Origin of the sequence: Rhodoferax sp., assembly GCF_028689305.1 — a bacterium.
Classification (GTDB): domain Bacteria; phylum Pseudomonadota; class Gammaproteobacteria; order Burkholderiales; family Burkholderiaceae_C; genus Rhodoferax.
In genome coordinates this window covers 61,200-72,888 of record NZ_JAQTWM010000005.1, presented here as the reverse complement: position 1 = coordinate 72,888, position 11,689 = coordinate 61,200, and the positions used below count along the sequence as shown (strand labels likewise).

Sequence of the window (11,689 nt, the reverse complement as noted above, 5' to 3'; positions counted from 1 at the left end):
AAGGCCGAGGGGGCCGACATCATTGGCCTCTCCGGCCTGATCACCCCCAGCCTGGAAGAGATGCAATACGTGGCCGGTGAGATGCAGAAGGACGACTACTTCCGCGTCAAAAAAATCCCGCTGCTCATTGGTGGCGCCACCACCAGCCGGGTGCACACCGCCGTCAAGATCGCGCCACATTACGAAGGCCCGGTGGTCTACGTGCCCGATGCCTCGCGCAGCGTGGGCGTGGCGCAAAGCCTGCTGGGTGAGGCCGCCAATGCCTATGTGGCCGAGCTGAACGCCGACTACGACCAGGTGCGCCGCCAGCACGCGGGCAAGAAACAGACCCCGTTGTGGCCGCTGGCCAAGGCGCGCGCCAACAAAACCCCCATCGACTGGGCGGCTTACCAGCCCACCACGCCCAAATTCATCGGGCGGCGCGTCTTCAAGAACTACGACCTGGCCGAGCTGGCCAGCTACATCGACTGGGGCCCGTTCTTCCAGACCTGGGACCTGGCCGGGCCGTTTCCGGCGATTCTGGACGACGAGGTGGTCGGCACCGAGGCCAAAAAGGTCTACGCCGACGCCCAGGCCATGCTGAAGAAGATCATCGAAGGCCGCTGGCTCAGCGCCAACGCCGTGGTCGGCTTGTACCCAGCCAACCGGGTGGGGGACGACGACATTGCGCTCTACACCGACGAGACCCGCAGCCAGGTGGCCATGACCTGGTACGGCCTGCGCCAGCAAGCCGCCAAGGAGGAAATCGACGGCGCCATGATGCCCAGCCGCTGCCTGGCGGATTTTGTCGCCCCCGCTGAAATTGCTATCAAAAATGAAGCAGTGCAAGCAGATAATACCCGGGCTGGAGGCCAAAAAGGCTTGAAAATTTCGGACTATGTCGGGGTGTTTGCCGTGACCGCTGGCATCGGCATCGACAAGAAAGAAGCCCAGTTCCTGGCCGCGCACGACGACTACAGCGCCATCCTGTTCAAGGCGCTGGCCGACCGCCTGGCCGAAGCCTTTGCCGAATGCCTGCACCACAAGGTGCGCACCGACCTGTGGGGCTACGCGCCGTCGGAAGCCCTGAGCGCGAAGGAGCTGATTGCCGAACGCTACACCGGCATCCGCCCGGCCCCCGGCTACCCGGCCTGCCCGGATCACAGCGTCAAGAAAGACCTGTTTGCGCTGCTGCAATGCGCCGACATTGGCATGTCGCTGACCGAGAGCCTGGCCATGAGCCCGGCGGCCAGCGTCAGCGGCTTTTACCTCGCCCACCCGGACGCCCGGTATTTCAGCGTCGGCAAGATTGGGGACGACCAGCTCCAGGACCAGGCGGCACGCCGCGGCATCGACGCCAAAGCGCTGCAACGCCTGCTGGCGCCCAATTTGTAAGCTTTGGGTGGCTTGTCACGACTGCAGTCGTGACATCCAAAACTGGCTCTCGTTTTAACCTGCTTCGACCCTTGCCTGCCATGACCCGTTCCAACTTTGCCGCCACCTGCAGCGCCCTGCTCCTGGGCCTGTCGCTCTCCAACGCCCACGCTGACTGGGCCCAGATCGAAAAAGAGGCCCGGGGCCAGACGGTGTATTTCAATGCCTGGGGTGGCGGCGAAGCCATCAACACCTACATCGCCTGGGCCGCCAAGGAAGTACAGGCCCGTTATGGCGTGAAGGTGCAGCACGTCAAGATCAACGACGCCGCCGAGGTCGTCAAGCGGGTGCAGACCGAGATCAACGCCGGACGCCAGACCGGTGGCTCGGTCGACCTGATGTGGGTCAATGGTGAGAACTTCCGCAACCTCAGACAGGCTGGCCTGTTGATGGGACCGTGGGCCGAATCCTTGCCCAACTGGGGCCTGGTGGACCTGAACAAACCCGTGCGCAGCGATTTTTCCGTGCCGACCAACGGGTATGAGGCGCCCTGGGGCACTGCCCAACTGACCTTCATCGCCAACCAGGCGGTCACCCCCACGCCACCACGGTCACCCGCCGAATGGCTGGCTTTTGCCAAGGCCAACCCGGGGCGGGTCAGCTACCCCAAGCCGCCGGACTTTCATGGCACCACCTTCATCAAACAATTGCTGCTGGCCCTGACCCCGACGCCAGCCGTGCTGCAAAAGCCAGTCAGCGCCGAGGCCTTTGCCAGCGCCACCCCGGCGCTGTGGGCCTATCTGGACCAACTGCACGGCCACCTGTGGCGCGGCGGTAAAACCTTTGTCGCCAACGCCGCCGCCATGCACCGGATGCTGGCTGACGGGGAACTGCGGCTCTCACTCACGTTCAACCCGAACGAAGCCGCCAACCTGATCGCCAGCCACCAGCTGCCGCCCAGCGCCTATAGCTTTGGCTGGCCCAGCGGCACCATTGGCAACGTGCACTTCCTGGCGATCCCGGCCAATGCCAACGCCAAGGCCGGTGCCCAGGTGTTTGCCAACTTTCTGCTCTCGGCCGAAGCCCAGACCCGCAAGGCCGACACCAGCGTCTGGGGTGACGGCACGGTGCTGGATGTGGCCAAGCTGCCTGCCGGGATGCAGGCCGTGCTGCGCCAGAAGGCGCCGGGCGCCCTGACCGAAGCCGTGCCCACGCTGGCCGAGCCGCACGCCAGCTGGGTCGAAGCACTCGAGGCCGAGTGGCTCAAACGCTACGGCAGCCGCTGACACCGCCGCCGATGACTGCGCCGTGTCAACCATGACCCCGCTTGCCACCCGCCTGCCTGCCAGTCTGGCCCTGGCCGGGGTGAGCCTGATCATGGCCCCCTTGCTGCCCGGCCTGTATTGGGCGCTGGGGCCGGGTCTGGCCAGCCCGGTGTGGCAGGCGCTGTGGGCCGATGGGCAATGGCCGCAGGCGTTCCAGGCCACGCTGGTCTCGGCCTTGCTCGGCACGCTGCTGGCCTGTGCCATCACGGTGATGCTGGCCAGCGCCAGTTATCCCGGTCCACGCTGGCAAGGTTTGCAGCGGCGCCTGCCGCTGTTGTTGTCCCTGCCCCATGCGGCATTTGCCGTGGGGCTGCTGTTTTTGCTGGCGCCGTCAGGCTGGCTGGCGCGGCCGCTGGCACACCTTCTGGCCTGGAGCAGTCCGCCGACAGTGGTCACAGTGCAAGACCCCTGGGGCCTGAGCCTGGCCCTGGCGCTGGCCATCAAGGAAAGCTGGTTCCTGACCTGGGTGCTGGCCGCCGTGCTGGGGGAACAGACGGTGGCGCGCCAGCTGGTGGTGGCCCGGTCCCTGGGCTACAACCGGGCCCAGACCTGGCGCCTGGTCTTGTGGCCGCAAGTGATCCCGCGGCTGGGCTGGCCGCTGGCGGCGGTGCTGGCCTACAGCCTGTCGGTGGTGGACATGGCCATGATTCTGGGGCCCGGCACCCCGCCAACCCTGGCAGTCCTGGCCTGGCACTGGCTGATCGACCCGGCGCCGGAGCTGCAGGCCCGGGGCGCTGCCGCGTCGCTGGTGCTGTTGCTGCTGTTGGTGGTGCTGGCGGCGCTGGCCTGGGGCGGCTGGCAGCTGGCCCAACGCTGGCGCCCCACCCCAAACGGGCGGCGGCGGCCCGCCTCCGGCCCGGTCTGGCCCTGGTCCATGCCGCTGGTGGGGGTGGGTTATGCGGTGCTGCTGGTGCTGGGGGTCTGGTCGGTGGCCGAGCACTGGTTTTTTCCGGCACTGTGGCCAGAGGCCCTGACGCTGGACCACTGGCGCCACGCCGATTGGGCGCCGTTCCAGACCACGCTGTGGCTGGCGCTGGCCAGCAGCCTGAGCGGCCTGCTGCTGGTGCTGCTGTGGCTGGAGTGGGGGCCGCAGCGCCTGAATGCCGTGCTGTACCTGCCGCTGGTGTTGCCCGCGTTGCCACTGGTGGCCGCGCAATACGCCGTGCTGCTGCATACGCAGCTGGACGCCACGCCCACGGCGTTGGTGTGGAGCCATCTGCTGTGGGTGCTGCCCTACATGCTGCTGACGCTGGTGGGTGCCTACCGCGCGTTTGACCCGCGCCTGATGACCAGTGCCCGCGCCCTGGGCTGCTCGCGGCTGCAGGCCTGCTGGCGGGTGAAATGGCCGGTGCTGCTGCGCCCGATCCTGGCGGCCTGGGCCGTCGGTTTGGCCGTGAGTGTGGCGCAATACCTGCCCACGGTGTTTGCCGGCGGCGGACGGTTTGTCACCGTCACCACCGAAGCCGTGGCCCTGAGCGCCGGTGGCCACCGGCAGGTGCTGGCCACCCAGGCGCTGCTGCAGATGGTCCTGCCGCTGGCCGCTTTTGCCCTGGCCACCCTGCTGCCCCGCTGGCTGGGCCAGCATCGCCAGGGGGTGCGCTGACATGCTGGAAATCCGGCAACTGACGCTCCGGCACGCCGACCGGCCGCTGCTGGTCAACATGAACCTGAGTGTGCAGCCGGGCGAGATCGTCACCCTCACCGGGGTGTCCGGTGCCGGCAAATCCACCCTGCTGAACTGGCTGATTGGCAACCTCGACCCGGCCTTTACCGCCCGGGGCGAACTCTGGCTGAATGGCCGCCAGCTCGATCAGCGGGTTACCGAGGCACGTGGCATCGGCATCCTGTTCCAGGACGATCTGCTGTTTCCGCACCTGAGCGTCGGGCAGAACCTGGCGTTTGCGCTGCCCGCCACAGTGGCCGGTGTCCAGCGCCAGCGGCAGGTGCAGCAGACCTTGGCCGAGGTGGGACTGGCCGGGTTTCATGACCGCGACCCGACCACGCTGTCAGGCGGCCAGCGCGCCCGCGTCAGCCTGATGCGCGCCCTGCTGGCGCAGCCGCAGGCGCTGCTGCTGGACGAGCCTTTTTCCAAGCTCGACGCCACGCTGCGCCTGCAGTTCCGGCAACTGGTGTTCGCGCAGATCGGGCGCCTGGGCGTGCCCACCCTGCTGGTCACCCACGACCCGGCCGACGTGCCGCCCGACGGGCGTGTCATGGACCTTAGCCACTGGCAGACTGGCGATGTTTGACCGCGCGCTCAATACCCTCCTGAGCCGCCCGCTGCACCGTGTGGCCCACCGGCTGGTGGCCGCCGGCTGGCGCGCCAACCAGATGACCTGGACCGGCTTTGCCCTGGGGATGCTGGCGCTGCCGCTGATTGCCCTGGGTCATCCCCAATGGGCGCTGCTGAGCATGGCGCTCAATCGGCTGGCCGATGGGCTCGATGGCGCCATGGCCCGGCAAACCCGGCCGACGGACCGCGGCGCCTTTCTGGATGTGTCGCTGGACTTCCTGTTTTACGCCAGCATCCCGCTGGCCTTCGCGCTGGCGGAACCGGCGCACAACGCCCTGCCCGCAGCGGTGCTGATTTACAGCTTCATCGGCACGGCCAGCACCTTCCTGGCGTTTGCCGTGCTGGCGGCCAAGCGGGGACTGGCCAGCACGGCTTTTCCGGGCAAGGGGTTTTATTACCTCGGGGGACTGACGGAAAGTGCCGAGACCATGGCCGTGTTTGTGCTGATGTGCCTGATGCCGGCGTGGTTTGCGGCCCTGGCCTACGGCTTTGCCGCGCTGTGTGCGCTGACCACGGTGACTCGCATCGTGGCCGGCATCCGGGGGTTGGGGACTGACTGACAAATTGGCCCCTAGCCCGGACGAATTAATCACATATAGCTATGATTTTAATAGTAAAATAACCTCAAATAAGCAAGGTCTGCAGGACGTTCATGTCGAGCATCCTGGTCCAGCCAGCTGCGAAGCTGAAAAGAATGACCGCTATCATGGGTGCATGAACCTGCGACCCCTTTTCAAGAGCATCATCACACGGCTGTTGTTGCTGGGGCTCGGCATGGTGCTCACCGGCGCAGTGGTGCACTATTACAAGGTCACCCGGTTTTTGCGTGAAGACTTGAGCACCGTCGTCGAAGGGCAGCAACTGGCTTTGGCCACTTATGTGGCGCGTGACATTGATTACAAAATTGTCCAGCGCCAACATCTGCTCGAAGGCCTGGCCGCGTCCTTGCCACGGCATTTGCTCAGCCAGCCGGAGCAACTCCGCGCGTGGTTAAAAGAGCGTCACGAATACCAGCCGCTTTTTTCTTTGGGACTGATGGTCATCACCCCCCTCGGCGCCACGCTGGCGGACTACCCGGCGCTGCCGCAACGCGCGCATGCCAGCTTCGCAGGCCGGGATGACATTGAAGCGGCCTTGACAGGTTTTTTTTACATTGGACGGCCACTGGTGGACCATGTGACCCACCAACCGGTGTTACCCATGGCAGCACCGCTCAAAGACCGCCAGGGTGAAGTCCAGGCCGTCCTGGTCGGCGTCACTGCGCTGGCCGCACCGGGATTTCTTGATGCCTTGCTGCAAAGCCGGATCGGCACCTCCTCTGGTGGTTTTTTGCTGATCTCGCCACGGGACAAGTTGTTTGTGGCGGCCTCGCAACCCGAGATGGTGCTTCGACCTACCCCCCCTGCAGGGGTCAATGTGCTGCATGACCGCGCCATGGCTGGTTTTCGCGGCACCGGTCTGACCGTCAACGCCCAAGGGGGTGAAGAGATATCGGCCATGGTCTCTGTGCCCAGCACTGGCTGGTTTGTGGTGGCCCGTTTGCCGACCCTTGAGGCCTTTGCCACGGTGGGACGGACACAGCAGTTTTTGATCAACAACACGGCCATCGCCATCCTGATCTTCCTGATTTTGTTGCTGCTGGGGCTGTATTGGGTTTTTCACCCCCTGTTCAAGGCGGCAGAACAAGCCAATCGAATGACGCTGGGCGAATTGCCCTTGGAGCGCTTGCCCGTGGTTCGCCAGGATGAGGTGGGCCATCTGATTTCGGCGTTCAACCGCCTGCTGTTCAAGCTCAATGCCAAACAAGCTGAACTTGAACAAATGGCCCATCACGATGCGCTGACCGGCTTGCCCAACCGGGCGCTGCTGGCCGATCGGCTCGGCCAGGCGCTGGCCCAGGCCAAGCGTCACCACACGCAAATGGCCCTTTTGTTCATGGACCTGGACGGTTTTAAACCCATCAATGACGCCTTGGGTCACGAGGCCGGTGATCTGGTGCTGCAACAAGTTGCCGCCCGCCTGGGCCAGAACACACGACAAACCGATACGCTGGCGCGTGTGGGGGGTGATGAATTTGTCCTGGTGTTGTGCCATCTGGAAAACAGCCAGATGGCCGCTGTCACCATCGCCACCAAATGTATTGAGGCTCTCAAGGAACCGTTCAAGGTTGCCGGCACCAGCTGCCAGCTGGGTGTCTCCATTGGGATCGCCCTGGGCAACGGCGACAGTACCCCGGACGCCCTGCTGCTGGCAGCCGACCAGGCCATGTACCAAGCCAAAAAGGCAGGGCGCAACCGCTATATCACTGCACCGACCTGACGTTCACGCCTGCGGGTTTCAGTCACCCAAGCCGACAAAAACGTTTTGCACGTCGTCGTTGGCATCAATGGCGGCCAGAAAGGCCTCCACTTCCTCCAGCTGCTCCGGGCTCAGGCTGGCCGGGTCAATCGGGTTCTTGGCCTTGTAACCAAGTTTGGCCGTCAACACGGTGAAACCGTGCGTCGGCAGCGCCCGGCTCACCAGATCAAGATCGGTCGGGTCGCTCAGGAACAGGGTCACACCGTCTTCATCCGCGGGCTCAAAGTCCTGGGCACCGGCTTCGATGGCGGCCAGTTCCGCATCGGCACCTGCGACCGCTGGCTCGGCCTCGATCATGCCCACATGGTCAAAGTCCCATGCCACCGAGCCCGAGGTGCCGAGCTGCCCCTTGCGAAACAGCACCCGCATCTCCGGCGCGGTGCGGTTGAGGTTGTCGGTCAGACATTCGACCATCAGCGGCACCCGGTGCGGTGCAAACCCTTCGTAGATCACGTGTTCAAAATTGACCGTTTCACCGGTCAGGCCAGCGCCCTTCTTGATGGCGCGCTCCAGCGTGTCCTTGGGCATGGAGGCCTTGCGGGCCTGCTCCACCAACAAACGCAGACGGGCATTGGCCGCCGGATCGGCGCCACTGCGTGCGGCCAGCATGATGTCTTTGGACAACTTGCCAAAAATGCGACCCTTGGCGTTGGCTGCCAATTCCTTGCCCTTTGCTTTCCACTGCGCGCCCATGTCTGATGTTCCTTGGTGTTGTGGCGCCGTCATGCGCCTGGTGGGGATTGAAGGGGCCAAGGTTAACACCCCGTGCCCCCATCGGCCCGCGGGTCATGGCGGTGCAATATACTACCCAGCAGTATATTGACAAGGTGACGATCCAGCATGCCACACAGTCCGGAAGAACAACGCAAGGCCATTTCGCGTCTGCGCCGCATCGGCGGGCAGGCGCAGGCGCTGGAGCGCGCCATCGAAGCGGGCGCCGACTGTGGTGAGGTGTTGCAGCAACTGGCCGCCTTGCGTGGTGCGGTCAATGGCCTGGTCTATGAGGTGCTGGAAGGCCATCTGCGCGAAACGTTCGGCACATCGGCGTCAGCCGACAACGCTGCCGCGTCCGCCCCGGTGGCCGACACCCGGATCGACCACGCGATCACGCTGATTCGTTCTTATCTGAAATAACCCCAAGGAGACTGTTCATGAAATCCAGAGCCGCCGTGGCTTTTGCCGCAGGTCAACCGTTGCAGATCGTCGAGCTCGACGTTGCCCCGCCCAGGAAGGGCGAGGTGCTGGTCAGGATCACCCACACCGGCGTGTGCCACACCGACGCCTTCACCCTGAGCGGCGATGACCCCGAGGGTCTGTTCCCCGCCGTGCTCGGCCATGAGGGCGCAGGCATCGTGGTGGAGGTCGGCGAGGGTGTCACCAGCGTCAAGCCGGGTGACCATGTGATTCCGCTCTATACCGCCGAATGTGGTGAATGCCTGTTCTGCAAGAGTGGCAAGACCAATCTGTGCGTGGCCGTGCGCGCTACCCAGGGCAAAGGCGTGATGCCCGACGGCAGCACGCGTTTCTCCTACAACGGGCAGCCGGTCTACCACTACATGGGCTGTTCCACGTTCAGCGAATACACCGTGGTCGCCGAAGTGTCGCTGGCCAAGATCAACCCCGACGCCAACCCCGAGCAGGTGTGCCTGCTGGGCTGCGGTGTCACCACCGGCCTGGGCGCGGTGAAAAACACCGCCAAGGTGCAGCCGGGCGACACGGTGGCCGTGTTCGGCCTGGGCGGCATCGGTCTGGCCGTGCTCCAGGGCGCCAAGCTGGCGCAGGCGGGGCGCATCATCGCCATTGACACCAACCCATCCAAGTTCGAGCTGGCGCGTGTCTTCGGCGCCACCGACTGCGTCAACCCCAAGGACCACGACAAGCCGATCCAGCAGGTGATCGTCGAGATGACCGGCTGGGGCGTGGACCACAGTTTTGAGTGCATCGGCAACGTCAACGTGATGCGCGCCGCCCTCGAATGCGCGCACCGCGGCTGGGGCCAGTCGGTCATCATCGGCGTGGCCGGCGCCGGGCAGGAGATCTCCACCCGTCCGTTCCAGCTCGTCACCGGCCGCCGCTGGCTGGGCACGGCCTTCGGCGGGGTCAAGGGCCGCTCACAACTGCCCGGCATGGTGGAGGACGCCATGACTGGCAAGATCCAGCTGGCCCCGTTTGTCACCCACACCATGGCGCTGACCGAGATCAACCAGGCCTTTGACCTGATGCACGAAGGCAAGTCGATCCGTACCGTGATCCATTTCTAAGCCATGGAGCGCGTTGAACACCATGCCTGCTTTGGCGGGCAACAAGAGGTCTGGACCCATCACTCCACCGTGCTGGGCTGCCAGATGCGTTTTGGCATCTATCTGCCGCCGCAGGCCAGGGACGAGTTATGCCCGGTGCTGTACTGGCTCTCGGGTCTGACCTGCACCGAGCAGAATTTCATCACCAAGGCCGGCGCCCAGGCCTACGCAGCCCAACATGGCGTGATCGTGGTGGCGCCCGACACCAGCCCACGCGGCGATGGGGTGGCCGACGACACGCAGAGTTACGACCTGGGTCAGGGCGCCGGCTTCTACCTCAATGCCACCCAAGCCCCCTGGGCCAGCCACTACCGCATGTATGACTATGTGGTGCACGAGCTGCCAGCGCTGATCGAGGCCCGCTTTGCGGCCACCACGGCACGTGCCATCAGCGGCCATTCCATGGGCGGCCACGGCGCCCTGGTCTGTGCCCTGAAAAACCCGGGGCGTTACCGCAGCGTGTCGGCTTTTTCACCGATCGTGGCGCCCAGTCACGTCCCGTGGGGCCAGAAGGCCTTCAGTGCCTACCTGGGACCAGACCGTGCCGACTGGCAGGCCTGGGACACCTGCGCGCTGCTGCCCTCGGCCAGTGAGCGCCTGCCGTTGCTGATTGACCAGGGTGAAGCGGATGATTTCCTGGCGCTGCAACTCCAGCCGCTGCGGCTGCAACAGGTCTGCAAGGCCCATGGCCACCCGCTGCAGTTGCGCCTGCACCCCGGCTACGACCACAGCTATTACTTCATTGCCAGCTTCATCGGTGACCATCTGGCGCATCACGCCCGCGCCTTGCGTGGCTGAGCCTCACCAAGCTCACGGCGCCAGGTGTTCCAGGCTGCGGTGTTGCGCCAGCATCAGGGCCGCCACGCCGAGCAGACTCAAGGCCAGCAACAGCCACAGGCCTGGGCCATAGCCGCCCCTGGGAGACCACATCAGCCCCAGCACCAGCGGTGCCGCCGCCCGGGCCAGCGCCAGCGGCAGCCCCAGCGCCCCATTGAGGGTGGCCATGTGCTGTCGGCTGACGTAATGGGCGATGGCCGTGCCCCGGACGATGGTCAGCAGACCATTGCCCAAACCGTACAAAAACACAAACAAGCCCACGGCCAGCACTTGCCACTGCGCCAGAAAGGGCGCGGCCAACAACACCAGCAGCGCCAGCGGCACCAGCGCAGGCACCCACCGGTTGACCCAATGCACATCCATGCGCTGCTCAAACACATACAACAACAGGCGGCCCAGCACCTGAATCGCCCCAATGGCAGCGGGCATGGCAATCACCCAGGTCTCCGACAGGCCGTTTTCCCGTAACAGACTCACCATGTGGGCAGGGATGGCCACGGTGACGGCCATCATCAGCGTCACAAACAGGCCAATCAGCCAAAACGGCTGGCTGCGCATCAGCTGACGGACCACCAACTGATGCGCTTCACCTGGGCCATGGGCCAGGTGAGGCAACGCCGCCGGGGCCGGCCCGCGCAATACCAGCCCATGCAAGGGTGCACACACCAGCAGGTGCAGCGCCGCCAAGCACCACAACATCCCGCGCCAGCCCAGGTGGTTCATAAGCCAGGCGATCAAGGGGATGAACACGGTGCTGGCCAGTCCACCAAGAAAGGTCAGGGTGATGATGGCCCGCCGGAAGTCATGCGGGAAACGGCGGGTGACCACCGCAAACGCTGGTGAATACAACACCGCCGCCATGGCCATGCCCAGCACGATCCAAAGCGCATACAACTGCGCCAAGGTGCTCACCAGGCTGTGCAGCGCTAGGCACAGCCCGGTCAACACCGAGCCCACCGTCATCACCAGCCGTTCATGGCCGCGGTCAATCCAGCGCCCCACCGGATAAGCCATCAGCCCCTCGGTCAGCAGCGCCAGGCTGAACGCCAGCGATACCTGCGCCCGGCTCAAGCCCAAATCACGCTCCAGCGGCGCCAGCAGCAAGGCAAACAGATAAAACACACTGCCCCAGCTGATGAGTTGGGCCAGCGACAGCCAGATCACCAGCCTGGGGTTGTAGGTCGAAGACGACACCATGCGGCAGCCCCAGTGCTTCAGGATGA

The 11,689-nt window shown here is 64.9% G+C and carries 11 protein-coding genes; 9 read left to right on the top strand and 2 right to left on the bottom strand.

Features of this window, described 5'->3' with window-relative positions:
* From PHW99_RS02235 to PHW99_RS02210, 6 genes are all read left to right on the top strand, one after another.
* Window positions 1-1,374, top strand: a 1,374-nt coding sequence (locus PHW99_RS02235) for a vitamin B12 dependent-methionine synthase activation domain-containing protein (protein WP_300173406.1), incomplete at its 5' end; no start/stop codon positions are given.
* 80 nt (window positions 1,375-1,454) lie between these two features.
* A complete protein-coding gene (locus PHW99_RS02230; RefSeq protein WP_300173404.1) occupies window positions 1,455-2,639 on the top strand; it encodes an ABC transporter substrate-binding protein in 1,185 nt (394 codons plus the stop codon).
* A 31-nt stretch (window positions 2,640-2,670) separates the two neighbouring features.
* Window positions 2,671-4,281 (top strand): ABC transporter permease subunit, encoded by a 1,611-nt coding sequence (locus PHW99_RS02225; protein ID WP_300173402.1) that lies wholly within the window; start codon window positions 2,671-2,673, stop codon window positions 4,279-4,281.
* A gap of 1 nt (window position 4,282) precedes the next feature.
* A complete protein-coding gene (locus PHW99_RS02220) occupies window positions 4,283-4,927 on the top strand; it encodes an ATP-binding cassette domain-containing protein (protein WP_300173400.1) in 645 nt (214 codons plus the stop codon).
* Window positions 4,920-5,531 (top strand): CDP-alcohol phosphatidyltransferase family protein, encoded by a 612-nt coding sequence (locus PHW99_RS02215; protein WP_300173398.1) that lies wholly within the window; start codon window positions 4,920-4,922, stop codon window positions 5,529-5,531. The genes PHW99_RS02220 and PHW99_RS02215 overlap by 8 nt, the downstream gene beginning before the upstream one ends.
* 154 nt (window positions 5,532-5,685) lie before the next feature.
* Window positions 5,686-7,290, top strand: coding sequence for a GGDEF domain-containing protein (locus PHW99_RS02210; RefSeq protein ID WP_300173396.1), 1,605 nt, complete (start codon window positions 5,686-5,688; stop codon window positions 7,288-7,290).
* 18 nt (window positions 7,291-7,308) lie between these two features.
* On the opposite strand, the gene PHW99_RS02205 is transcribed toward PHW99_RS02210, so the two are convergent.
* Window positions 7,309-8,022, bottom strand: a complete 714-nt coding sequence (locus PHW99_RS02205; protein WP_300173394.1) for a YebC/PmpR family DNA-binding transcriptional regulator — start codon at window positions 8,020-8,022, stop codon at window positions 7,309-7,311.
* Window positions 8,023-8,169: 147 nt separating this feature from the next.
* Between PHW99_RS02205 and PHW99_RS02200 the strand changes: the two genes are divergently transcribed.
* The 3 genes from PHW99_RS02200 to fghA are packed head-to-tail and all read left to right on the top strand — an operon-like array spanning window position 8,170 to window position 10,427.
* Window positions 8,170-8,463, top strand: coding sequence for a metal-sensing transcriptional repressor (locus PHW99_RS02200; RefSeq protein WP_300173392.1), 294 nt, complete (start codon window positions 8,170-8,172; stop codon window positions 8,461-8,463).
* A 17-nt stretch (window positions 8,464-8,480) separates the two neighbouring features.
* Window positions 8,481-9,590: an S-(hydroxymethyl)glutathione dehydrogenase/class III alcohol dehydrogenase gene (locus PHW99_RS02195; protein WP_300173391.1), complete on the top strand. Its 1,110-nt coding sequence runs from the start codon at window positions 8,481-8,483 to the stop codon at window positions 9,588-9,590.
* A gap of 3 nt (window positions 9,591-9,593) precedes the next feature.
* Window positions 9,594-10,427, top strand: coding sequence for an S-formylglutathione hydrolase (gene fghA / locus PHW99_RS02190; RefSeq protein WP_300173388.1), 834 nt, complete (start codon window positions 9,594-9,596; stop codon window positions 10,425-10,427).
* A gap of 12 nt (window positions 10,428-10,439) precedes the next feature.
* Here fghA and PHW99_RS02185 read toward each other — a convergent pair whose 3' ends face one another.
* The gene (locus PHW99_RS02185; RefSeq protein ID WP_300173410.1) at window positions 10,440-11,663 is read right to left on the bottom strand and encodes an MFS transporter; all 1,224 of its coding nucleotides are present in this window, start codon (window positions 11,661-11,663) and stop codon (window positions 10,440-10,442) included.
* Window positions 11,664-11,689 lie beyond the last annotated feature (26 nt).